Genomic DNA, 25,293 nt, shown 5'->3' with positions numbered 1-25,293 from the left:
ACGAATAGCTACTACAGAAATTATAATAAATCCTATTACATATAACATGTCTCTCTTTCCCCATTTCTTATTGTTTAGCGAACTTATTATGTAAATACTTCACATGTTTCTTTTCAATATCCTTATCCATAATGTTCGCTCGCAATATTGTTTGGTAGATGTGCTGGACCTCATCATTTGTTAGTTGCGTTTCAGTATATGATTCAATACATTTTTGTAGATCGTTATAATACAGGACATGTTTATCTTTAGATTGAACATTTACTCTTTTTAGACTGCATTTTGGATGAAATGCTGCAATAGAGATACAAGGCAGCTGTTGTTCCATCACCCATTCAATTGCTTTTATATGTTTATAGTTTTGTCGAAATGGATTTTGAAAAGAGGATTTTTTTCTAAAAATACCCTGTGTCCACCTTGCAGATTTCTCATTTCCATAGATCCATCCCTCGTAGTTCTTCGTCTCTATAACAAATACACCGGTTTCCGCGATAACAATATGATCAATTTGCGTTGTATCACCATACTCCGTATGAACCGTAACATCATGTAACACGCAATAACTTTCGGAATCCAATTTGTTCAATATACGTTTCACTAATTTTTCTCCAGCTTTCCCCTTCCATTTTGGTACATGTTTTTTCACAACTATATTTAACGGAATCAGAATCGCAATGAGAACTAATTCAAATATTAATACTTTCATAATAGAAACCCCCTTTTTACACCCTTGCGTTTCTGCGCATTAAACGATATACATGCGTTTCTAATCCTAAAATAAAATATGAGATACATAAGCCTTTTATCACCATCTCTACGAATCCTAATGCTAATGAAACAAGGAGCCCACCTCGAAACTGAAAAGGTCTGGTCACCCTTCTATTTACTGGTTTTTCAATGACGCCAAAGTTAGCCCAGGTAGGCAAACGTTTTTCCACATTTTTCACAGTACCCATTAATCCGTATTTTAACGATAGAATGAAACATCCGATTAATAAATAAACAACAGAAGAAAAATAGATAGATAGGCCTATTACGATGCATGTCAGTAACCAGCCTATTAATATAGAATTTCGCAAAGCAATATATTCTCGATTTCTTTTCAAAACAAACATTCCTTTCAAAATAAATTAGGGTATTTTTAAATGGAAAATATTTACATTTAAAAATAAGCATGATATGATACGTCTATATTAAATTTTGAAATAGCCTATAAAGGATTGTGATAGATATGTTAAAACTTGTAGTAGATAATACCGTAACAGAACCAGAACCAAAAACAGATTCAGCTTTTTCAAACTATTTCACCTGCAAAGACTGTGTGTATTATCTTTCAAAATCAGATTCTTGCAGTCTACGATTAGCAGCTGATTCAGATAACCCCCTTGTCCCTTATGAGTGTGGCAACTTTGAGGAAACCTATGAAATCGGAACGGAAGATCCATTGAATTCACACATTCATCAACAACTTCGTGAAGAGAAAGCGCAAATGCTAGATGAAAGCTATCCAGCACAACCTGCTATTGATCCAATCCATAAAGACGCAATATGGTATGGGTCAGTAAACTATGGTTGTTGGATTATAAATGATTCGAAGAAACGTTTTGCACTTGCAGAACAGGTACCTTTCGGTGATAATAATATGTCATCTAAAAAATACGCATCTCCTTTTCCTTTACATGACCATGGTGCAAAAGAAGGTATCCGGCACTATATGTGTTGGTACGTAAATGAAAAAGGAATTGGCGAATACCATCTTCTTATTGGTGGTGTCATCATGAAAATTGCAGAAGGAGTTAAGAAACTTGGATTCAATTACTAATCGTATCTACAAGAAAAGAATGTTAGAACATACCATACTATTTAGTTTGGTACAGCTGGTACCATTGATCGTATCTACCGGTATCATATATATATTGCTAGAACTTACTGATACGGAGTGGAAAACCTGGTTTAGTTATGAAGGAATCTTTGCAATTATTTTTCTTATAACGAGGTTCCAGGTGTTTCAGAATAAGAAAAGTATTATTTCTTTAAATCAACACGAAAAGTGGTTTTCAAAATTAAATATTTTCTTGGTCTCTATATTTCTAGTATTATTTGCATCCATACCAACTCTATTAAAAATTGCTTTCATTCTACAAATGACTGTTATTCTACTTCTACTAGAGTACCTTTGTTTGTATATTGATCGTTTACCGATACATAATTTATATAGAGTACAAGAGATCATTTGTGATAAAAAACAACTCAAAATTGAACGAATTATTCCAAACAATGAGGAACACGGTACCCATACAATTAAAACAAGGGATGAGCAATACTTTTTATATACCGCTGTGTATTTGAGCGGCATACTATCACCAATTTCAGAAGAAGTATTTGAAGAATATGAAAGAAAGAACCTAATGGGTAGATAAAAGGTACTGAATGTAAATTCAGTACCTTTTCTATTTTTATATATAATTCTTTACATATTAGCAAATAGCCATGGAGCGAGTACGGCTAACATACACAGCAAACAAGATCCTGTTATGACACGGTTGGCCCAACGGTAATATTCGGGCTGTTTTGTACTCTCATGAATTCTTCTTAAACGAATACCTGCGATTAACATAAATGGTGTGAAAATAAGTGCTGTTGCTTTAAACAGGTCTAAAAAATCCGTAAAGATGTTCATAAACGAAAATACATCGGAACTAAACAAGAAGTATACACTTAGTCTCATCGACATCATGCTGATAAATGAGAAAATCATACTTCCAGTTGCCCACTTCATCCATTGACCATTCTTTGTAATTAATGCCATAACCATGACAATAACGCCTAATACGAATGATATAGAAAAGATATTGACTCCTACTTTAAAAGCCGGTGCATACAATCCTTCAATCTTTTGTATGATTGATGATCCAAAGGAATCATCTTTCTCTGTTGTTTTCGTCCGATTATTTAGTCCATTTTTAAATGATGACGAAACATCATTTCCTTTTAACTCATTAAAATCTACTTTTACAGAAGCTTGAGCTGCTTGTAAGGGTACAAGTAATAAAATCATTAAAATAAGCGTGCATAAGACTCCTATCATTCCTTTATCTTGTTTCATCACACATCACCCGCTAATTTTGGTTTGATGCTCTTTAATTTGATTTCATTTCCTTCCGCAGCATAAAAAAGATCTGCTGCATAATAGATATTTGCTTTTGTATATGCCCCCATAATTGCATTTGCAATTTCTTCTTTTTCTACTGCCACATATGTTTCATTTTCATTGTAAAACTCAATTTCAATTCGATTAATATTATTATTTAATACTGTAATATGTAATTCTTTTAAGCTATCTAATCGATTGCCTAATCCACATACTAACTTAAATACTTTATTTGCAATTGTTGGTGGTTTTACATACGTCGTATTAAAATGAATCGTTTCATCATCTATCACACCATCTTCCTCGACTTCACACGTCATAATGAAAGAATGATTTTGTTTTTCAATTTCTTGTTGACTCAACTTGCGATCAATGACATACTTCACGCTTGTTGACAGGTTTTCTATATATTCATCCAGTTCGGTATTTGAAATTTTAACCTCTGAGAATTCCGGGAAAATCATGTAAGCGTGTATATTAGAACTACTTTTACTTACACGTAATACCTGGACTTGTTTCTTTTCATAGCGCACCGTTTGTTCTAATTTTTCTACTACATTGTTACTTATGGAATTAATATTCATTTACATTCACCTTTCAAAATTGTTATTTTTTCAACTCAAAATATTTCTTACTTCATTTAATCCTCATGTATGGATTTAATCTATTTTAAGCATTGTAATATTACGAAGAGTTCTCAATTCCCCTGTTTTAAGACTGTTAATCACTTGAATCTCAAAACATTTCAATATTACAATGACGTACAATGTCTCATTATAGTCGAATATCCTTATATGGTGAATCATTCTGTCCCACTCATTTGTACAAAAATAAAAAAATGTTTTATTCTTGTACAAATGAGTGAGAAAATGCTGTGTTTCATGCTATTTAACTAAGAAAATACAACTAGGAAATAGAATTATATATTCCCTAGTTGTCTATTACTCCATTCAACTAGTGTATAAGAATAAGGTGAATTGACCTCTAATTTCATATACAGTAATTGATTTTTCGGTAATATCTCTCCCTCTGTATGAATCCAATAACGCTTTTTATTAGACATATTTATGACACGTGCTAGTCCTTGTTCTTGTTCTATTACTTTTGCAGTCCACCTCACAAAATCCATATCTTCAACATCAGCTACTCCTTGTTGAACAGGAAAAACGTGTTCCGTTTCCGGTGGAATTGAAACATATTCTTGTTGTGAATACATGTTCTCATATTCTAATAATTCTTCTGGTATATCCTCATCACTTGGAAAAGGAATATCATAAACAACTTCAGGAGTAGGAGTATGATGAAAAGCATCAGCATACTCCACTTCTTCTATATCCTCATGTTTTAACCTGTTACTCTCTTCCTCACCCAGATTTTTATGAACAGATGTAGCAACTAAATCATAAATATTTGCTACATCCTTTTCTAAGGTGATTTCTTTTGTTGGAACAGTAACACGCTCTTGTTCCCTTCCAATAGGTCTATTTTCTCTTGGGCACCAATAAACAGGGCGTTCCACCGGTTTATTTTCCATTTCTTTTTTCTTGGCTTCTTCTATTAGAAATTTTTTCCTTGAATTACGAACTACCAAAAACACATAACAAAATAGACCAATAAAAATCTTCGTAAACATAATATTCCCCTCTCGATCATCCAAATAAATCAAACTCATACTGTCCATCGATTACTTTGTTTTTTCGTTTTTCTTTCTTTTTTGAGGAATCCACTTCAACAATAACTGAATCCCAGAATGTGATATCTTGTTTTTGTACAAGCATACGCTTATCAGTATTCAGTGTTGTTAAAGCTCGAATGATATCCTCTATCTCTCCATCTACTTCAAGTACATTCTGCTTCACTCGAACTCCAGGTACTTGCTCTTTTTTAATACATTCAACGGCCCTTTGTACAAATTGAGGCTCTTTCATAAATGCTACGTCCATCGTTTCTGGTAATTTCTCCACCCAATTCGTAAATTGATTTTCAATTGATTCAAATACAGGTGTAATGACATTACCGATGTTCGCAAGGACGCGTTTCGATTCATCAGATGCTGCTTTTGTCCATTCCTCTGTTGAACCTTTTAATTGATTTCCACTCTTAATGTTTTGAATTAATAGAGTCTGTAGATCTCCTGTATCACCAAGCATTGCATTCAGTCCATCGCTTGTTGCATCACCATTCATTGCTTCAGCAGCTTTATTCTTCTGAGCAATTAACTGTGCCATCTGAGCTTGGAATGTTTCTTTGTAGCCCAGGTAGAAGGTTCTACATTGCTTAGTTTGTCCAATACGCCAGTGTCTTCTTGCAGCCTGGTTTAACGTAAATAAGCTAAATGATAGTTGGTAGAAAATTATTGTTGGCGTGGCCAGCAGTCGGGTAGGTCAAAGATGTTACCATCTCTTTCCCCCCTAAGAACCGGACTTGTACCTTTCAGCACATCCGGCTCAAGCCCTCTTTCATCCGAAGACAATTAGTATGCAAACTTCTTAAATGCATCCATCATATATTTGACCGCTTGTTTACTGTTTACATCCACATTATTTCTTTTAAGGTAAGACTGAACTTTTGGTAATTGCTTACCGTTACCATATCTCTCTAATAATGCATGATGTGTTTTATGACAAGACTTATGAAGTAACTCAAGGTTCTCATAAGTGTCACGACCACCTATAATTTTCGGTATTATATGATTTGCTTCTAATGGTTCGTCTCCAACAAGCGATTCATGGCAGACCCTACATTTGTATTTAGACTTTTTAGCAAGTTTTTGTTTCGCTAAAGTGTTCTCCTTATCGAACTCTTTTTTATCTCGTCGCTCGAAATACTCTTTTAGTGAAGCGTCAAATGGACTGTTATATTGTTTGATTTTAATATGTCTTTCGATTTTTACCCAACTCATTTTCATGAGTTGTTTTGTATTATCATGTGGACACGTAAGAATCCATTTGTCCTTGCTCACACCAGTATGGTCGGGTTTGAAATATATCTTTCTAATCCATTTAATTGATTTACGATGATGTCTATGTTTCAAGTAAATTAGCGTTCTTTTCAGAATATAACTATCTATATCTCTGAAGATCTTCTTGGCAACCGTAGGAGACCAATAGTTCGTTATTCCTCTAACGACACGATTTAATCTATCAATTAGGACCGACGTTTCTCTACCTTTACCCCATTCGAATATTTCTTTAATCTTTTGTTTAGCTCGTTTGACACTATCTTTGGAAGGCTTAATGAACAAGCGCATTCCGTCTTTTGTTGGATATTGTCTGAAATTAAATCCTAAGAAGTCAAACCCTTTACTAATGTGTACTACTCTTGTTTTGTCTTTCGCAAGATTTAATCCACGTTTGTTCAGGTATGGTTCTAACTTATCGTACATGCCATATGCTTCTTCTTCTGTAGGACAGACAATTACAAAGTCATCAGCGTATCTAACAACACCGACTGAATTTGAGTACAATGTATCTCCTTGTCGTGTTGTATGGATGTATCTAACACCGATTTCTTTCTCCATTCCATGTAGTGCCACGTTTGCTAACAATGGTGAGATAATTCCACCTTGTGGCGTTCCTTTTGTTGTCTCATTGAATACATCATTGTCTACATATCCACTTTCGAGCCAGTCTCGAATTATTGATTTATTAGGGAAGTTATTAATACAACCCATAATGTAATCATGATTCAAATTGTCAAAGCAACCTTCAAAATCCCCCTCAAAAATCCATCCCTTAGCACTACCTTTGCTTAATTTAGTGAATAAATCACTCATTGCATCATGCGTACTGCGTTTAGGTCTGAATCCATAAGAGGTCATTTCAAATTTTGCTTCCCATTGTGGCTCTAATGCGTTTTTGAATACATTTTGATATACTCTGTCAACTATAACTGGAATACCTAGTGGACGAAGTTTACCGTTCTTCTTAGGAATATAGGTTCTTCTAGCTGGTTTAACCTTGATATTTCTAACACTATATCTGCTTAATTTGTTGAATAAATCAACTCTTTCTTGAGGCGTGTTAGAGATATAACTGTCTATACCTGCTGTCTTTTTACCTTTATTCTCTTGAGTGACTCGTCTAATACTTAGAAGTAGATTAGCCTTGCTTCTTAAAAGTAATCTTTGAAGTTTTCTTACTTTCCTTGTTTGGTTTAACTGTTCGGCACGATAGATTCGTTGTTGAAGTTTCCTAACATAGCGTTGAATTTTCACCCAATTAATTGAGTGCCAATTCTCCACTAGTGGGGAAACAGCCGACTTAACACTCTCGTTAGTTTTCATAACATATCTCCCTCTCTATAGGATTATTCTTTTCGCTTTCTTTCGTGTTGAAGACCATGTGGAAGTCAGCAACCTTTCAGTTCGGGTATTGCCCTATCCAACGACTTATACAAATGAGCTTTCGTCTGAACTTTCGTTCTGTTGGCATTCGCTTTTTCCACAATCCTTTACCCTCTGTATGTTGTAAGTCTCTTACGATTCTCCTACCTCGAATGAGAGGAATACATAGGGCTTACCAAGTTTCACTAACGATAGATACGATTGGGTTAGGCATCCTTCTTTCCTCCGGCGGATCTATGGGTCGTCGCACAGTCCCTCGACCGTAGAACTTTTCCTATCCGCTTCTACAGACTTTTTCTACCACAGTACGTCTGCTGTCGGTGACGGAGTCTACAAAGGTTCAGCTTCGCTTATACCTTCTCAATCTTTCCCTAGCTCTGTTGAGCTTCTGTGTAAAGTCCTCCATTAAGCATTTAACCCTCATGCAACCCAACAATTCGATTACTCGAAAAGCAGTTTTGGGCGGGAACATCTCTAACGACTAAGATGACTTCTTATGAAGCACTATCTGTTAGCAACTTCTTGTCGCACAGTCCAATCCTACCTTAACTAATTCTTGTGAACAGATGATTACATTCACACCGCTACTTACTTGCTCTTTTAACCATGCACTGCGCTTTGGCGGAGCAACTGTATTCGTGCGAAGAATAGATACTTTTGCACCAGGTACTTGCTCTGCAACCTTCTGTAAACGAGGCTGAATGTCTCGTTCTTTCACTGTAGATCCTGTATCAGATACATAAATGATGGTTGGACGGCCTTCAGAGATTTCAGTTTGCAATATTTCTTGTAACTTCTTCTCCTTCGGCTGTATACAATCCTCATCAAATCTGAATTCCTCGTTGGACCAAACCAATTCTTTTTCCGCGTTATCTAAGTGATAGTTTGGATAGTGGTTCATATTATCTGGATACGAATTTCCTGTACGAATATAAGAGAGCCATAGTTTCCCAACATCTGGTGTACCTTTCGCCCCTTCAATCGCCTTCTCAAAAGACCCTTTCATATGCTCATAAGCCTTTTTTTGTTCTTCCGACATCTCGACAAGAATCGTAGGTACATTAATTAACTCTACAGGATTTGGCCAAACATCTTTTAAGCGTACATTAATGGTTGTATCCATTAAGAATTGAGTAAACACATATGGTGAAATACCAGGAACAACTTTTGTTTTATCTAACATCCCTTGTGCACCACGTGAAGCAACGTTGGATACCACTTCACCGTCATGATAATACGTTCTCTCTATGTTTCCGTAGGTTTCATTCCACTCCATTAAAGAACTATATTCAAAGCCCCTTTTCACCATCTTTTGTGGGAATAAACGCCATAAAGTATAGAATACGTCGCTCGCGCGCCCACCGAATAATGTACCTGTTCCAGCTACAACTTTCTTACAAACCTTTGCTAAACTTCCTAGTGCAGTTCCTTGCGCTGTTTCACTTTTTAATTCGTGGACTTCGTCACAAATTAAAGCATCAAAGAAGTGTTTCATTTTTCGACGAATATACTCAACGGTAGCTACCTTTCGATATGCTCGTCCTGATTGTTTCGCTTCATATGGCTTGACACGATTCTCTAGCTCTAGTTGCTTTTGCAACGGTTTATTTCCCTCTTTTATTGCTTGCACTAATTTATTTTCATATTTGGTCCAATCTTTAAAACTCGCATATTTCGTTTTTACTTTTGGACTCCAAATGTTTGAATTACAATCAGCACATACACTGTTTTTATTTGTTTTTGAATCTAAGTCACTTCCTGTGAAATCTTTATACTGGCAGACTTCTTTCTGATCACCATTAGCTTGTTGAACCATAATAGAAGACGTTTTTTTACGTAACTTAGCACCACAATCTGGACAGTAGTAGCCATTCTTATAATATCTTTGCACATCTTCCTTCGATTTCTTGGAAAGTGCAATTTGTTTATAAGGTAATGGCATTTGTTTAATTGAGTCTCCTCGCATCGTTGTAAAACTAATGACAAAGAAGGTTGGTTTTTCTGGTTTTGGTCTTCCTGCCTGAATCCAAGATTGATGAATGCGAATTAAATCCTCCGTACGTTTAATCAGATGTACGTCTGCGTCTGGTATTAAGTGTCGTATTTCTTCTTTTGCCCACTTCTCAGTAAGAGTCGGTGGAACAAATACGCAGGTACGATACCCTTTTTTTCCGGTTAAATGGAAATATCCATCTACTGTCGCTGTCATGATTGCGCTTTTTCCGCTCGACATTTCCCCCTGTATAATGATTCCTTTTTGTACTTGTAACGCTTTTGCTGCACCTGTTGCTACATGTGCCTGTACAGGGAATAATGGTCTTTGGTACGTATCAAAATGAGATAATGCCTGTTCTTTCATCGGTTGATGTAAAGGCTCATCTAATTTCGTTACCTTATCAAGCATGACAGGTGAATACTCCAATAGATATTCATTTAAATCATTAATTTCATTGATTTTTTCACCTGTACCATCTTGTGGGAATTTACATTTTCCAGTGCGTATCATTTCTGATAAAAACTCTTTACAATCCTCTTCTTTTAGCACTACCTGCGCAATAGATAGAGAAGTAAATTCATTCTTATCAAAATACACATCTAATGGTTGTAATAACTTTCTAGTCAGCATCTCTTCGTATATTGGCTTCGCCCATTCTTCTAAGATTGGGAGACCGTATGGAGGAGCCATTAAGAAATCTCTTACTTGCATTTCTGGTGCTTCATCAATTGCAACAATATACTTTTCTTCTAATTCTTTAGAAAACGTAATAATTGCCTTTTTTCTATTTACTGTTTGTGTATTTATAAACTCAAATTGTCCAGTCGAGATTACATTCATTTTTTTGCCTAATACATAATGTAATTCTTCTTTTTGTCCCTCTCCAAAATACAAACGACGAGTCCCCATTGATATGGCTGCTCTGAATGACTTTAATGTACTGTCATTCGCACCTAACACTGCAAATTGCATTTGGTTGTTATGATTAACTGCCATAGCAAAGCAGAAAGCTGAATGTGAAGCAGTGCCTGTCTCCAATTGCAACATCGCTGGTGTTTGTTCCTGGTCAAATGTATCTTGTTTAATTATTTCTTGTAACATAAATTTCCCTCCTAAAATAAAAAACGCATCTTATTCGATACGTTTCATGTCCTACTCATTCAATTTATTGGTTAAAAATCTATAAACTGTTTCCACTCTGGTAATGATTGTTCAGCCGCATGTAGCATATCACCTGCACCTTGAAACACAGAGAATTGCTCTAATACTTCCAGATATGTACCTGCACCTAATTGAGAAGCACATAAACAAATGACTGTAAGTACAATAGCAATACGAAATATACGATTGCTAAACTCCCATACAATGTATAGTGCTCCTATCCCTAACAGTACAGACATATCTCTCTTCCTTTCCTAGACAAGTTCTTTGACTTCACCGGTTGGTGTTGCGATGATAAATTTCGCGCGGCGTTTTTGTAATACAACTTCTTTCGTTGTTGTTTCCAGTTTCTCGAATGAAGTTTCAAAAAACACATTTTCAGAACCACGAACCGCATGGAGTGTATCACCTTCACCTAGCAATCCATCTGCCACACCTGTTATCAGCAATAGTCCTAATTGTCCAGAAGCAATTGGCATTTTTGCTCTCTCTGCAGCTGTTTTTTCAGCTTGAAGTGAGTAACCATTTCCTCTATTTAATCGTTTCTTTAATGTTAAGATCCCCTCTGATTTGCCTACACCTTCATAAGCATCTTTATAATCCACGCGAGATGTGAAAATCAATTTGTTTTGATGTCGCAATTCAGGTATAACCCAACTTTTACGATTTACCATTTGCGCTAATGTATTTACATGTTCTCTAACAAAATCAAGTTCTGACATGTTCTCACAAAAATTAGCGAATCGATCGTTAAAATATGTATCATTTTTCGTAGCTGCACGCTTACGGCCAATAAAGACACATTGCTTAAATTGCTCAAATTCTTCATTTTCATCACCAAAACGCATTAATCCGATTTCCTCGTAATTCTTAGCTAAAAAGTAGCTAATTTCATCTCGAGCAAAACGATCGTATGGAATGACATACACCATAATGCCACCGTCTTGTAAATAATGGTGTGCACGCTTTAAGAAGTTAAATTCCATTTTCTCTGATTTCTTTTTTTCCGTCCGAAGCTCTGTATTATACGGTGGGTTTAAAAAGATAAGTGGAAAATAGTCATGACTAATCATCATACTTTCAAAGCTAGAACGTATCACTACGTCTAATTGCTCTTTTGCTTTGTTATATCGATTTGCATCTAATTCCACACCATATGTATCAAGTTGTATACCAACTTGTTTCACCGCATCCGCAAAACTTCGTAAAATTGTACCTTCTCCACAACATGGATCAAAGCAAGCATAAGCTCGCTCTGATTCCATTTGTAATAACTGTATTAAATGATTCCCTTCTGTTAGTGGTGTTGGATAAAATCCCGCCGCTAAATCATTTCCTAAAATTGTCGATAGGTAAGTCTTTGAGGTTATCTCCAACTTTTCCCCCGATCCGCACGGTACGTGCCACTTTCACGGCATACCGCGGTCCACCTATATTGTAGTTTTCTTTTCATCTAATAATGATAAGCTCTAAGCAAACAACGCTAGTTGTTCATGTTCCATATCCACTTCATTTTGTGATTACATACAGATTTCCTCATTTTTGACTAATTTCCGCAATTTATTAAGTTTGCCTAACTGTTCCTCGTTGAGTTTTAATTTATTGAGGAATTGGTTTATGGTTTCTATATTGGTCGCGTGTATTAGTGTATGGACACTTGGCTTGATGATGGTAGCGAGGAGTATATTTTCATCTGATATAATGATAGGCATTAAATTTTAAAAAGAATTTTTCTTTGTTGCCTTCTGGTATAAGTTATCTAAGAAAGTTTGGATACCGTAGTATTCGTTGTGTCTTAGTTTCTTATTCTTTGGCGTGGACTTAGTTCTATCATTCATGGTCTATCACCTACTCTCATATTGATTTGGTGACCTTTTGAGTCTTACCAGAATCCATGCAAGATTAGATGAAATTTCAGTTCCTACAAATAGGCTTGTGGCTGTTCCTCCAATTCCATTACAGAATCTTCAACGGTCGTGCCACTACTCTCACCACTATTAAGAATACTTCCCTCGGTTACCCGTTTCGTATTCAACTATATCCGCCGATAGAGTCATAGACCCAACGTTAGTGGCTTTCGACGTTCCGTTCAGACTATCGTTGTTTTAAAGATCTTTCAATCTCCGATTTAGGTGCTTGCTTTACCCCGTGTCTAGCTCCGTTGCCTGTAACAACGTTAGGATTGGTCACTATGCGATGTTTCCAATCCATTAGACAAGTCTTATTTTCAGACTCCGAATCATTTCTGACCCGTAAACCTATCGAGGTGTACATTCGCAAGTTCGTCAGTGTTTACACATTCTCACCTTGTCGGTTGACAGCATACGGTACTTAGTTAGTTCCAGCCGGTTTATTATTCCTGCTGGCTTTCGGTTATCCATATAGACACTACGAACCGTAACCGCATGTTTTACCCTGCTTCCAACATCTCACTCTGCCGAGTGTATGCAGTTGGGAATCTCACTGGGAGAGTTTCGGGGCGTTACTCCTTCATTCCTCTCACTCGCCTGAACAGTTATCCTACTCTTTATTGTTTTCGATGTTTCTACAATTAAGAATAGTCCTCGTTGTCGCCTATGCTCCCGCATTACTTACTCGAGAACGTCTCGCACCGCATAATAGTTCCCTCCAAGTTCTTTTTTTACAATAAAAAAAGGAAGATCCAAGTAAATACATCACTTAGTTCTTCCTTTTACCCTCTATAAACTACCTCGACTTTTTTAAAATGGTAGTTCTTCATCTTTAATCTCCGATAGCTCATCCATACCAGCAAAAATATCATCCGGCTCTTGGGATTGCTTTCTTGTTTCCTGCTCTTTTGGATCATCTAATTCTGTCCAAGTGTTATCTTTTTTCATTTTCATTTCCCTCTATCCTTCTTATTTTTCAGGTTCATATACAACTTCTTCGTAATCAAAAAAATAGTCTTTCAGTTTACGTAGGAATGTACGAATCTTCGGTTCAGCTACGATCTTTGTACCATGGTAAAAACTTTGTTGCCCGACAAAGCGCCATAAGATTACGTAGCCTTCTTTTGCTTCCTGTATGCCTTCAATGTATAAAGCGATTTCTTGAATGGCCACCTTTTCATTAAGAGTATCTGGTTTAAAGTATTGAAATTTCCCATCTGGTAATATAATTTCAGCTTCAAAACATCCTCTCATTTGATTCACTCTTGCTCTGAATTCAGATGACATGGCTGACGCAGCATATGATTTCTGATTTTTTTCCATTCGTGTTTTATGTTCCTCTACTGTTGGTACTAGTTGTAAGTGTCTACAATCTTTCTTCATTTTCATATCTCCTCTATTTTGTAATTTGTTATGATTCATAACCCAGCCTGCAAACTTGAAAACAACACAAAAAGGGCTTCTTCAAGTCGATTAAATATGTGCATAGCAAAATAAGCTATATACACTAATCGGCTCAAAGAAGCCCTTTCAAAATTGAAACAAGACGCAACTTGCTTCTACAACTCAACCACAACACAAAAAAAGGTGTGGGAATAAACGGAATCAATTAAACTAACATTATAACTATATATTACACATTAAATATAATGATAGCAAGATATTTTCTAATTTATAAATCTGGTTCTTCCAATCTTAAAAAACTATTGGGCTTTAAACGTAATACTTTATTACATATCCGTACTTACTACTAAATATAACTTAAAATAAAGGGTATACCCAAAAATTGTCGAATAATCCCGAATGAGGAGAGTGAAAAATATGTTATTAGAAGAGTATTATGCACTACAAACAAAAAATATTCTTAGTAGAGTAGTTGAGCCCCCAGGTAAAGTAATGAATACAAAAGGAGAAAGAGTATTTTTATCAGCCACAGATCAATTATGTTGGGGCGTTCCAGTTGCTGCTACTAGAGAAAAATTAGAATTATACGCAAAGGAATTTCAAACGTGTGTGGAATACTATAATGATAATAAAATTGCAAAAATTAACTTTGATAATATTAGTAGTCCATTACTAATTCCTGAAGTATGGGCATTATGTTCATATGATAATTATAAAGACCAATTTATCAAATTAATGGAGATTACACTTCAATCAACAACAGAACTAAAAGACAAAAAGTTTGATGTTGACCATTGGTTTAGTAAAAAACAAGTTGAAGAAGCGAAGTCAGAAAGCATTTATTTACGGTTAATATTAGCTAAATCCCGCCCAAATCGTAGTCATGGTGCAGCGTCTGAACGAAAGGCTTCTGATTATAAAGAAGAAGCTATTCAACATACAAAGGATCTTGAACTCTTGACACCAATACAGTTACTGAAAGCACTTGAAAGAAGATTCTCTCAAGCAATACTTTTCCATAAGAGAAACAAGGAGGAAAAAGAAGAAATAATTACATTTTTAATGAATGCTCTTGGTGTACCAAGGGAAATCGTAGAAGAAAAATACTTCCCACATTTTTACAAATTTTACTATAAAAATCAATGGGGGCAATGAATTTAGGTTCTCAATGGTGAAAAGTCTGCTATTTCCAATGTATTTCATATCAGTTCTCAGCATTTTGGCAAGAAGTACATCTTCTAAGTAATGTTAGACGACACATAGAAAAAGAGGCATTTTAAAGGCCTCTTTTTCTATATTATAAATTTGCTCTTCTAATCTCTTAACCTTTTCATCTAAGGAAACTACTTTTGAATCTGAGAGTCGAGAAAATCTTTAAAATCTGTTGCTCTTTCTTCACTAATGATTGCCATCTCATTTACGATTTCATATAAGAGTTCGTACGCAGAAAGATACGCTTCATGAACCCGATCATCATTTTTATAAAGATTTGTAGATTGAACTTTGTCTAAATTATTCCTAATAGAAATAATTCTCTCTGTATAATTGTTATTTGGTAATAAGATAGCTTCTATTAAATCATATATAGAAAATATTTCCTCGAATGTTACAGAATAAGGCCTTGTACATTCCTTAATTAATAAGAAAAAGTGAGTGAAAAAATAAGGCGCTCTTAGTTCCTCATTAACTATTTTGTGCTTAAACTTTAACGACTTGTTAATCTTTAAAAACTGTGCAAAAAAAATATTAGCAAATGAAATGTTTAAATCCATTTGATTCTCTAGTTTCACGTTGCTAGGTAATTCATCTTTACTTGAAGGATGCGAGTAATCTCTTTTCCACACTTGATAGATATTAATAATATCCACACTTGTATAAACTAGATTCTTTTCAATGTGTTGCATTACTTCATGAAAAATATCAGAAGGTTTTTGGTAAGTAGTGTTCAGTTCATAAAAATCATCATAATATGACTCAGATTTTATATAATCGGTTAATTTAAAAATTATTGGTGAATATAAGTTTTGATAACATGCTTTCTTATAGTTTTTCTTTTCTCTTCTTAGGGTAAGAATGTGACTTATTAATTGTGCGGTAGATGCTGCTAAAAATGAGCCAATAATTGTTAATACTGTTTTTGTATCCATATACCCCCCCTTTCCTTTTAATAGGATAAAGAAAATCATTTAATGTTTCAAGGCTTAGAAAGCACTTGTAAAAAGTGTATATGGAGTATTTAATACGATTACTAACTAAAATCAAAAGGGCCTAACCTTTATTTTGACTAAGCCCGATTATATTAATATATTTATGTACCCGCATTACAACAGATTAACTACCTTTTATCTTTCAATCCATTTACCTAATTTATTACGTGTTTCCTCACTTAATCTTTTTATCTTACCAGTTAGCAACTTCGAAAAATTTAAAGGTGATATCTCTATTTCCTTTTCTCTATCTCTTAAATTACATTTATTCTCGTATTTATATTGACAAATTTTCTGCTGATACCAATTAGAACTGATTATTAATTTTATAAGAAACAAAATTCCCCTTAAATTATTTACACCTATTAATTTGTAGAGCATTTTTTTGAACTTATCATCAAATTCCCTATTCACCTAAATAATGCTCCATACAATTTTCACATAGATATTCTTCACCATCAATATTTTGATTATATGTTACTTCACATCTTTCACACGTAGAAACTTCATGTTTCGCTCCACAATTTAAGCACATACCCTGTTCTCCTATATCGTCATTAACACATACATATTCTTCTCCACATTCTTCACAGGAGAAATCAGCAACTGGGTTATTCCCCCCATCTTTTGCAGCAATATACATCTCAATCTCCATTTCCTCTTTTAAATCAGGAAAATAGTCTTCTATGAATTCACTTATATGTTCTACAAATTCCTCGAATCCTTTTTGAGAAAACTCATTATATGATGTAGGGAGATAATATCCCAGATCGCTCTGAAACTCTGCTCCTCCATTTATATATTTTAAGCTACATTCTTCTATCATTTTCCCGTTTATAATTAATTTCAGTAATACCTCACTTTCCCCCTGTTGTACCTCTTCGATATTTAATTTACTCTTAACTTCTAAAATATCATCATTAATCTTACTAGAAATCTTCAGGATGTCTTGTTCTGACTCTGCAATTGACATTTTATTCTTTTCAATTTTTATATCATTTCTAAAATAATATGTATCATCAATGTCCTCTATAAATTGATTAGTTACTTCTTCGAATTTATCAAATATCATATTTGCATCTAAAATTGAAACTCCTGCTTCTTGTTCCATAATATACAATTCATGCAATTCTTTTTTATACTCTTCCTCCTCAATATATTCTAATACTTCAGTTTCTTCCTCTTCAGATAATTCCTTATCAAATTCTTTTTTAGCTCCATCCAAATACCCTTCAACATTACTAATATTTTCGCTAATTTTATTAAATGCGTTGAGATCTAATAATTTATTGTGTGCAACATGATTTCGATTTTTACAAAAACGTCGCCATTCTTCAATAAAGCTCTCAGAGAAATATTCTTTGAAAATTTCTTTCCATAAATCTACCTTTATATCCATATTATTTTTCATTTCACTAATTATCGCTTTATAATTTTGAACAAGCTTTACTGCTTCTCCATGTTCCTTTACACCTTCAAGCATTACTTCTAACTTGGAGATATCCTTTATCTTGAATTTTTTAGCTTTATAGGTCATTATTTCTAATAAATCATCTGTATCAATTGATAACAAACTATCACTTACGTTTTTAAATGATTCCGCAGCAATCTTATAATCTTTTCGTCTTTTAGAATATTTTTCTTGTAGATACAATGGACTATAATTTTCCCTGGTCTTATCCCTGTCAAGTAGACAGCATTAAAAAGACTAAGCAGCCATCGAGATTCGATATTCTATCGGAGCTCGATGGTTGAGTCGTTTTTGGAAACGTTTATAGTTATAAAAGTAAATATATTCTTCAATTGCTTGTATTAAATCCGCTTCTGTTTTAAAATGATTCAAATACAACATCTCCGATTTAAAATGGGAGAAAAATGACTCGATACAGGCATTATCATGGCAGTTTCCTTTGCGAGAGTGGCTGCCAATGATACCTAAATCTAAAAGTCGTTTGTTGTAGGCATGAGATGTGTACTGGAACCCCTGATCTGAATGGAGAATGGTTCCACGCACATCTCTTTTTTGTGCCAACATTTCAATTGTATCTAATACAAGTTCATTATCATTACGCTTGGAAATTTTCCAAGAAACAACTTCGTTATTATAAATATCTTGTACAACAGAAAGATAGCGGAAGCCCTCTTGAAATCGTAGGTAGGTAATGTCTGTAACAAGCGCTTCATTTTGTTGGCGATCTTTGAATTCACGGTTTAAAACATTTGGAAAAGTATTAGAATAATTCCCTTTAAAGAAGCGACGCTTCTTTCGAATAATAGACTGAATGTTAAGCTCACTCATTAATCGATATACCTTTTTGTGATTTATAAAATATCCCTCTTCTTCTAAAGCGATTTTCATACGTGGATATCCATATTCTTTGTGCTTTACGTGAATAGATTGAATTACCTTTTTTAATCGTTTATCGGATTCTAGTCGCATGTTGTTCATACTTTTTGTATGAACCCACTTATAGTAACTTGAGCGATGTACACCCGCAAATTTAGTAAGCCATATAACAGGATATTTTCTCTTTAGTAATTCAATGATATGATATCGTTCTTTATATTTTAGTACGCCCCCATTTACAGATTTGGATACTGCTTTTTTAAATATTCAACCTGAGCCTTATAGTAATCACGCTCTTCTTCAACAGTTTTAAAATGGATCCGTTTGCCTTTTAAAGGGTTCGGTATACCTTTCGTTTTATTATTTTCCCCGCGAGTATCTGTAATTTCACCACGTTCTTTATATTTTTTCACCCAATTTTTAAGTTGTGTAGAGCTTCTAATCTGATATTTTTTCGCTATCATATCGTAGCTTCCCTCACCGTTTAAATAACTTTGAACAGCTGATAACTTTATCTCATTTGAGTATGTATTAAATGTTGTACCTTTTTTCGCCATGAAAAATCCCCTCCACGTAATAGTGTAACATCCATGTGTATACATGGTCTTTTTCACACTGTCTACCTAAAGGGGATAATATCATACATGGTCTTTTTCACACTGTCTACCTAAAGGGGATAATATCATCCCCTCAAATAAATACAATAATTGCAAAGATACTACAATCAATTTATTACAATATCCATTATCCTTATAGTTGGATTTTGTTTTATAACCATATTTTATAGGTGTTAAATTAAAAGTTCTTTAAGGTTTAAGACCTCTCTTTATTTATAGAAAAGGAATCAGTAAATACCTTGAAGTAATTATTAAAATTCGCTCTTACTTTACAATACCAACGCTTTTTCATCCTCTACTTGATAAAGGGCAAGCACAATTTCACTTATAAAAATGTTAACATTCTATAATATATTTTTATAAAGTTATTAATCATTATATATAGTTTTATATTTTTTATTTAAACAGCAATAGAAATACACGTTAGGGAGAAAAATTTAAATGTCTATTTACAAAGAATACGCTAACCTTTTAAAGGCAATATCACATTCAATAAGAATCAAAATAATAATAGAACTTACTAAAAGAGGTCCATGCAATGTAAATCAAATAGCAGACTTTTTAGAAAGGCCACAGTCTACCACATCTCAACATCTAGCCATAATGAAATCACAAAAAATACTAGCTAGCAATAGAAAGGGATACGAAACTTATTATAGTGTGCAAGATAAAAGAATAAATACCCTTATAGAGGTGCTATTAGGACAAAAAATCAAATGATTATAATAATCAACAAAATAGTAAGTATCATATTTAAGTGCGGAGGAGAAATTTGTGGGAAATACAATAAAAGTAGGTACAATTATTCAAATCTTCTCTAATGAAAAATTAACTGGAAGAACCTATCACTAACATTGCCGAACAAACCAATCTTCTCGCATTAAACGCTGCTATTGAAGCTGCGCGTGCTGGAGAAAATGGAAAAGGGTTTGCAGTAGTTGCAGCCGAAGTAAGGAATTTAGCAGAGAAGTCGAAAGAATCCGCAAATGAAATTAATCATTTAATACAATTGATTCAAACAGATACAAAAGATACGGTGAATGTCATGCAAAAAGGTCAACAAAAGGCTACAGAAGGAAAAGAAGCTGCTTATCAAGCAGATCAAGCATTATCATCTATTATGGTGGCTATTAATAAAATCACTAGCCAAATTCAAGAGGTATCTGCAGCAACAGAAGAAATGTCTGCTGGTACAGAAGAAGTTAATGCTTCTATATCAAGTGTTTCTGAAACTGCAACACAAATAGCTAAAGAAACCACTCAAACTGTACAGTCAATCCAATCACAAGCGGCATCAATTGAGGAAGTATCAAATCAATCTAACAACATAAAAGAAAAAGTAGAAGCATTATCAGAATTAGTTTCAAAATTTATTATTGAAACGCAAAAAAATGGAAAATAAAATAGGATAAACATAAAAAAACTACAGGTTCTTAATCAATTACAGACCTGTAGTTTTTTATTATGATTTATCTATTTCCAACCTTGGTCCTTCTTTTTTGTAAAACGAAGTGAAAGTAGGAGTAGTTCAAATCATTTCAAACATTAACTATACTTCCTGGTGGCGGTCACTAAAAAATAATACCTACAGTATTTGTAGTTGTTACTTTTAATTATTTAGGCTTGTAAAATATTTCGTATTTCTTCTATACGTAAATTTGTAAACTTTGCAATATCTTCTATTGGCATTCCGTTTTTATGCATACCACGAATAAGTTGCATTTTCCCTTTTTCAATCCCTTTTTGTTCTGCATAAGCAAACTTTGCGGCTTCATCCATCAACGCTTTCTCCCTTGCTTCATACGCTTGTCGGAAAGAAGAATCTTGACTCATACGTTCCCATTTATTCATCGCTTTTTGTAAAATAGGGTCTTGGTTCATCGCAATATCCTCCAATGTTTGAGTTAATTGTTCATCCTCATTCGCTGGAAGTAATAACAACCAACGAACAAAAGAATCTTCCCAGGGATTAACTTGTTCATTCCGCCACTGTTGCATGAGTTTTGGAATCTCCACAATATGAACTTCAATATCATCACTTAACTTCTTTTGTTGTTGCTGATTCCATAAGATTCCTGTTGTATGAAATGCTTCATATTCTGGAAACATCACAAAGTTTAATAAATTAATCGTAATGGTTTTGTGAAGAGAACTATATGGCATTCCCTTTTGTAGTTGGGATGTATATAGCCTTCCCCAGTAATACAAACTTCTCTTAATCATGTCATGATTGTTATTCAGCTGTATTTCTACATTTACCTTTGTTCCTGTATCTAATGTAGCGGAAATATCTAAAATCGATAATTTATCCTCTTCATGTTCTCGGTGCAAGTGTGGATCTTCTAGTTGTAACGAAACAATGGGTGATTCTAAAGATTCTTGTAACATCGCATTTAAAAAAGCAATGAGAATATCTTCATTTCCACTTGTGCCAAATAATTGTTTAAAAGCAAAATCAATGCGTAAATTCACTAATTGTTTGTTGGACATGGGTTTTCCTCTCCCCATCTCATATGATGTTTTTCTTTCATTGTACATAAAAGAGTGATACATATGCAAATAAGCTCTTATATCTGTGGACATAAGAGCTTATTTGCTACCATACATAATTAACAGATTAGTTGGCTTTCATAGAAATTGAAAGATTGCCTACTGTAAGGAAAACTCACGTTTAGTATACAAAATACGAACAAAAATGCCAATACATAAATGTATTCAAGACAGTCTATGACATTTGAAAAGTTGCTTCTAGATTTCTTTAAGAGCATTTTTCATGAAACTTTACTTTTTACTTGTTTACGGGCTATCTTATGATAACGCCCATGCTTTACTACCTGTCTAGCATCAATTAACTCCTCTTCCATCATATCTGAAACCTCTACAACAATGGTATTTGTTAAAACTCTTACCACATATCCAGTTAATTGCAAGGAAGGATTCTTACGATAAGAAAATTGAACGCAATCACCAATTTTTACTTTTGCTGTATGTTTCATATAATAACCTCCTAAATTATAATTAATCATTCAGTAGATTTTTATGTTTTGTTTCTTCATACTGCTTAGCAAGTTTGTAAAACGAAGAACGTTTGATACCATATTTCTTCATGACTCCTACTGCTGTAATGCCACCAGACTTCCATTCTTTATAGGCTTCAATAAATTCGGCTGTAATTTCTACCGGAGGACGTCCTAACCGTTTACCTTGCCTTTTAGCTAGAGCAATACCCTCCGCTTGTCGCTGTTTAATATCATGCCGTTCTTTTTCTGCAAAAGCAGATAAAATGGTAAGCGTTGCTTTCTGAATAGCACTTTGAATAACATCATTTGTACTCTTACCTGTGTAATTTACATTAATAAATGGTTCTTTTATAAATTGTAAATTAATCTCATGCTTTTCATAGTATCTGAATTCCTGGAGGACATCATTCATGCTTCTTCCTAGTCTAGTTAAAGAATCAAATACAATGGTATCACCTGTACGAGCAAGACGTTTTAACATTTGATAATTTTCGCGTTGCATATTTCTACCAGATTGTTTATCGATAAAAATATCTTGATCTTCTATTCCTAAATCTTTCATATTTCGAATTTGTCGTTCCTCATTTTGATCTTTACTGGAAACTCGTACATATCCAAATGTTTTGTGTTTCATTTCATACACCTCATAAATAATTATAACAAAAATATCTGTAAATGTTCATGTAATATACAGACATCCGTAAAATTCAAAACCAAACTTTATAGACACACAAAATACTTTCCATATCTTCGAATACATAATAATAAAAACCCGTTGATCTCATGTAGACATACTGAGATCAATGGGTTTTATCAGTTAAACTTTTTCTAATATTCTAAACAACCATTTGTAATTCTGTGCATACTTTATTGATAACAATACCGTTACAGGTATGTTAAAATCCATTTGACACATTGCTTTTGGGAATACAATTGCTATTATAATCGCAATTTATTTTCGACAATAAATAGGTTAATGTGTTTTCTTTTTCCTATCTACTATGAGGGTAGAATAGCATACTAAAAATAGCTTCTTTTTTGTAAAAGTTCTAAGATTCTAGTGCAGTAATTAATTGCTGACGTTCTTTATCTCTAAAAATTTTAATTTCATGTTTAAATTCATAATTTCCTTCTTCAAATCTAACCCATTCCTTACTTGTCCAATATATAACGTCTACATTTGCATCTAAAATTACCGAACATATGTCTACTAATTCTTCTTCGTAAAATGGCGCTTCTTTTGCTAGTTCAAAAGCTAGTACTTTTGGATCCTTACTTTTAATTTGAAGTTCCCTTGAAGTTTGCCCTAAATACTGCCATGGAGAGTGTAGGGATTGCACATGAACATTTTGAATTTCTTTAAACTGTGATGGAGAATGTATTGTAGCAGCAAATGTAGGTTTGCTCACTCCTATTGTTGTGCCTAAAGCAATAGAACCAATAATAAGTTTTTTAATCATTTTTTCAGCCCCCTTTAATTATTTTGGATATGCTTCATTTTTATACTACGTTCATGTTCGTGTAAATGAAGATGATTTGACATGATTCATCATTTTTTTCAAAAACTGCATATTAATTTACCGCCATAAATTTACCAAAAACAAAAAAGTTTCCATAAGGAAACTTTTTTGTTTTTAATATACATTATATGTATAAAAATTAGTTTTGAAAATATTTACTTATTTGTTGATAAAATTGTATGTGGATATTGTTCCTACTATTAACTACACACATCTCATGCAAAGCCTCGCTACAACATAAACAAATTCATCTTATGACCGCGTTTCTTCTTACGAAATTAAGTAATTGTTTCAATAGCTGGTTTGGGAATCATAGAATTACTTTCTTTTTCAGTCCTATTATTCTGTTCTTTTGCCTAAAATTCCAATATCCCCATTACTTCTTTCGTAAATAGTTTAAAATCAGTTAAATGTTTTTCAATAATTTGACGAACAATATCTAAATTTACACTTTGATAATCATGAACAGCAATATTACGAAATCCAACCATTGCTTTTAACTTATTTGCTAGATCAGCGCTAAGTAATCCTGCTGTAACCAATAAATCAAAAGCCTCTCTACTAGATTGGGGTAGTCCTAATTTTTTCCCTGCAACAATATGCATTGCTAAATCAATACTCGCTTCACAAGCTCTTTGTATGTTCAATATTATTGAATCTTGTTTTGTAAAATCCTCTAAATTTTCAGGGTCATTTCCATATACATCTTGGATTCTTTTTATACAACGCTCTATTGTAGAAATTTTATTTAAAATAACCTCATTCTTCATATATAGAACCTCTTTTCTTTATATCATCAAATACTATCTGTCTTTCTTCGTTCAATTTTGAATACATTTTTAAGGTTTTCATTTCAAAGATGACCTTACGTTTTTCATCCGAACAAAATATTGTCTTTCCTGTATGTATAATCTGAGCTTGAAAAACTGTAGAAGCTTCGGATAAATCAACTAAATCAACATCTCTATGAACAATGTTAGCTAACTCCTGTGCTAATAAAAAACGTTCATAGTTCCCTAAAGTTGTGTCACTTAAATAAGCTATATCAATATCACTATCTTCTCGTTCTCTGTTCTCAGCCGTTGATCCAAATACAATTATCCAATAGGGATTCACCGTCTCTTGTAATTTTTCTATAATAGCTGTTATCATGCTTTGAAAAATCATCTCATTAATCCCCCTTAGTATACTTGAATTTTATTATATCATAGCCATTTCTACCATGTTATCCTCTTCAGCAAGACAAAAAATTCCTAAATTAACATCTTGCTGCTTTATAAAATACATTTTAAAGCTTTTAGAAACGTTTCTTCAATTCTTTCTATAACAGACAACTTTGTACAGTTATAATTTCTGTTTGTTCGTATTCCTTTAAATATAACAAATCACTATAAAATAAAAAGGATATGAATTCAACTTACTATTGAATTCATATCCTTTGTTCTTACTGAATAAACTATTTTGTCGTATTATAGAAGCAGTTCTAAAGTACCATTTCCAACTTGCAGATGTGAGAAATTCTTTTTAGCTCTATTAGAAATCAATAATAATCCTGACATGATACATAAAATCGCCCAGAATAATGATTCCTCTTTCTCGCCTGTGTTTTGTAACA

The 25,293-nt window shown here is 33.8% G+C and carries 25 protein-coding genes and 2 pseudogenes; 5 read left to right on the top strand and 22 right to left on the bottom strand.

The genetic code is table 11. The features are described 5' to 3' along the window. Positions 1–67 precede the first annotated feature (67 nt). Together J0835_RS28025 and J0835_RS28020 are read right to left on the bottom strand one after the other, a co-directional pair. Positions 68–706: a nuclease-related domain-containing protein gene (locus tag J0835_RS28025; protein ID WP_277507437.1), complete on the bottom strand. Its 639-nt coding sequence runs from the start codon at positions 704–706 to the stop codon at positions 68–70. 16 nt (positions 707–722) lie between these two features. After that, entirely contained in the window at positions 723–1,106 is a 384-nt protein-coding gene (locus tag J0835_RS28020; protein WP_071713414.1) for a hypothetical protein, read from the bottom strand. A gap of 125 nt (positions 1,107–1,231) precedes the next feature. Here J0835_RS28020 and J0835_RS28015 point away from each other — a divergent pair, with 125 nt between their 5' ends. Then, positions 1,232–1,822 carry a hypothetical protein gene (locus J0835_RS28015; RefSeq protein ID WP_062822362.1) on the top strand — a complete coding sequence of 197 codons (591 nt, stop codon included), beginning with the start codon at positions 1,232–1,234 and terminating at the stop codon, positions 1,820–1,822. 19 nt (positions 1,823–1,841) lie between these two features. Next, on the top strand, positions 1,842–2,420 hold the full coding sequence (locus J0835_RS28010; protein WP_080454410.1) for a hypothetical protein: 579 nt from the start codon (positions 1,842–1,844) through the stop codon (positions 2,418–2,420). A 50-nt stretch (positions 2,421–2,470) separates the two neighbouring features. Here the strand turns inward: J0835_RS28010 and J0835_RS28005 are convergent, their stop codons facing one another. The 10 genes and pseudogenes from J0835_RS28005 to J0835_RS27960 form a co-directional block, all read right to left on the bottom strand. Further along, the gene (locus J0835_RS28005) at positions 2,471–3,106 is read right to left on the bottom strand and encodes a hypothetical protein (protein WP_142242789.1); all 636 of its coding nucleotides are present in this window, start codon (positions 3,104–3,106) and stop codon (positions 2,471–2,473) included. Further along, positions 3,106–3,735, bottom strand: coding sequence for a hypothetical protein (locus J0835_RS28000; RefSeq protein ID WP_001024815.1), 630 nt, complete (start codon positions 3,733–3,735; stop codon positions 3,106–3,108). Before J0835_RS28000 ends, J0835_RS28005 begins: the two co-directional genes overlap by 1 nt. Positions 3,736–4,070: 335 nt before the next feature. Then, on the bottom strand, positions 4,071–4,784 hold the full coding sequence (locus tag J0835_RS27995; RefSeq protein WP_062822359.1) for a hypothetical protein: 714 nt from the start codon (positions 4,782–4,784) through the stop codon (positions 4,071–4,073). A 16-nt stretch (positions 4,785–4,800) separates the two neighbouring features. Continuing rightward, positions 4,801–5,526, bottom strand: a pseudogene (locus J0835_RS27990) (hypothetical protein); the annotation flags it as partial. Between the two features lie 98 nt (positions 5,527–5,624). Further along, complete coding sequence (ltrA, locus tag J0835_RS27985) at positions 5,625–7,436, bottom strand: group II intron reverse transcriptase/maturase (protein WP_046648629.1); 1,812 nt, start codon at positions 7,434–7,436, stop codon at positions 5,625–5,627. Positions 7,437–8,007: 571 nt separating this feature from the next. After that, the gene (locus J0835_RS27980; RefSeq protein ID WP_000938771.1) at positions 8,008–10,593 is read right to left on the bottom strand and encodes a hypothetical protein; all 2,586 of its coding nucleotides are present in this window, start codon (positions 10,591–10,593) and stop codon (positions 8,008–8,010) included. Between the two features lie 71 nt (positions 10,594–10,664). Next, entirely contained in the window at positions 10,665–10,892 is a 228-nt protein-coding gene (locus tag J0835_RS27975) for a hypothetical protein (RefSeq protein ID WP_000114819.1), read from the bottom strand. 15 nt (positions 10,893–10,907) lie between these two features. After that, positions 10,908–12,029 (bottom strand): DUF6094 domain-containing protein, encoded by a 1,122-nt coding sequence (locus J0835_RS27970; protein WP_000406896.1) that lies wholly within the window; start codon positions 12,027–12,029, stop codon positions 10,908–10,910. Positions 12,030–13,373: 1,344 nt separating this feature from the next. Next, positions 13,374–13,511, bottom strand: coding sequence for a hypothetical protein (locus J0835_RS27965; RefSeq protein ID WP_012614925.1), 138 nt, complete (start codon positions 13,509–13,511; stop codon positions 13,374–13,376). Between the two features lie 21 nt (positions 13,512–13,532). Then, positions 13,533–13,946, bottom strand: coding sequence for a DUF6018 family natural product bioysynthesis protein (locus tag J0835_RS27960; protein ID WP_000710695.1), 414 nt, complete (start codon positions 13,944–13,946; stop codon positions 13,533–13,535). Positions 13,947–14,384: 438 nt separating this feature from the next. Between J0835_RS27960 and J0835_RS27955 the strand changes: the two genes are divergently transcribed. Further along, positions 14,385–15,122, top strand: a complete 738-nt coding sequence (locus tag J0835_RS27955; RefSeq protein ID WP_000923475.1) for a hypothetical protein — start codon at positions 14,385–14,387, stop codon at positions 15,120–15,122. 188 nt (positions 15,123–15,310) lie between these two features. On the opposite strand, the gene J0835_RS27950 is transcribed toward J0835_RS27955, so the two are convergent. The 4 genes from J0835_RS27950 to J0835_RS27935 form a co-directional block, all read right to left on the bottom strand. After that, positions 15,311–16,114 carry a hypothetical protein gene (locus J0835_RS27950; RefSeq protein ID WP_000380116.1) on the bottom strand — a complete coding sequence of 268 codons (804 nt, stop codon included), beginning with the start codon at positions 16,112–16,114 and terminating at the stop codon, positions 15,311–15,313. A gap of 466 nt (positions 16,115–16,580) precedes the next feature. Continuing rightward, positions 16,581–17,828, bottom strand: a complete 1,248-nt coding sequence (locus tag J0835_RS27945; RefSeq protein ID WP_002073827.1) for a hypothetical protein — start codon at positions 17,826–17,828, stop codon at positions 16,581–16,583. A 54-nt stretch (positions 17,829–17,882) separates the two neighbouring features. Next, positions 17,883–18,719: an IS3 family transposase gene (locus J0835_RS27940; protein ID WP_230305710.1), complete on the bottom strand. Its 837-nt coding sequence runs from the start codon at positions 18,717–18,719 to the stop codon at positions 17,883–17,885. A gap of 38 nt (positions 18,720–18,757) precedes the next feature. Beyond that, positions 18,758–19,078, bottom strand: coding sequence for a helix-turn-helix domain-containing protein (locus J0835_RS27935; RefSeq protein ID WP_001074673.1), 321 nt, complete (start codon positions 19,076–19,078; stop codon positions 18,758–18,760). 501 nt (positions 19,079–19,579) lie between these two features. Here J0835_RS27935 and J0835_RS27930 point away from each other — a divergent pair. Together J0835_RS27930 and J0835_RS27925 are read left to right on the top strand one after the other, a co-directional pair. Then, positions 19,580–19,858 (top strand): ArsR/SmtB family transcription factor, encoded by a 279-nt coding sequence (locus J0835_RS27930; RefSeq protein ID WP_000029764.1) that lies wholly within the window; start codon positions 19,580–19,582, stop codon positions 19,856–19,858. A 124-nt stretch (positions 19,859–19,982) separates the two neighbouring features. Beyond that, positions 19,983–20,540 (top strand): annotated as a pseudogene (locus J0835_RS27925) (methyl-accepting chemotaxis protein); the annotation flags it as partial. A 215-nt stretch (positions 20,541–20,755) separates the two neighbouring features. Here the strand turns inward: J0835_RS27925 and J0835_RS27920 are convergent. From J0835_RS27920 to mntA, 6 genes are all read right to left on the bottom strand, one after another. Beyond that, entirely contained in the window at positions 20,756–21,628 is an 873-nt protein-coding gene (locus tag J0835_RS27920) for an Rpn family recombination-promoting nuclease/putative transposase (RefSeq protein WP_000066765.1), read from the bottom strand. 281 nt (positions 21,629–21,909) lie between these two features. Beyond that, positions 21,910–22,134: a DUF2187 family protein gene (locus J0835_RS27915; RefSeq protein WP_000683046.1), complete on the bottom strand. Its 225-nt coding sequence runs from the start codon at positions 22,132–22,134 to the stop codon at positions 21,910–21,912. Between the two features lie 22 nt (positions 22,135–22,156). Then, positions 22,157–22,792 carry a recombinase family protein gene (locus tag J0835_RS27910; protein ID WP_000681161.1) on the bottom strand — a complete coding sequence of 212 codons (636 nt, stop codon included), beginning with the start codon at positions 22,790–22,792 and terminating at the stop codon, positions 22,157–22,159. A gap of 415 nt (positions 22,793–23,207) precedes the next feature. Beyond that, positions 23,208–23,618, bottom strand: coding sequence for a hypothetical protein (locus J0835_RS27905; RefSeq protein WP_000592181.1), 411 nt, complete (start codon positions 23,616–23,618; stop codon positions 23,208–23,210). 416 nt (positions 23,619–24,034) lie between these two features. Beyond that, a complete protein-coding gene (gene hepT, locus J0835_RS27900; RefSeq protein ID WP_000787540.1) occupies positions 24,035–24,448 on the bottom strand; it encodes a type VII toxin-antitoxin system HepT family RNase toxin in 414 nt (137 codons plus the stop codon). After that, positions 24,438–24,845 (bottom strand): type VII toxin-antitoxin system MntA family adenylyltransferase antitoxin, encoded by a 408-nt coding sequence (mntA, locus tag J0835_RS27895; RefSeq protein WP_000577223.1) that lies wholly within the window; start codon positions 24,843–24,845, stop codon positions 24,438–24,440. Before mntA ends, hepT begins: the two co-directional genes overlap by 11 nt. Positions 24,846–25,293 lie beyond the last annotated feature (448 nt).

Origin of the sequence: Bacillus cereus group sp. Sample62 (genome assembly GCF_036851315.1) — a bacterium.
Lineage (GTDB): Bacteria > Bacillota > Bacilli > Bacillales > Bacillaceae_G > Bacillus_A > Bacillus_A wiedmannii.
This window is presented reverse-complemented; position numbering and strand designations above follow the sequence as displayed.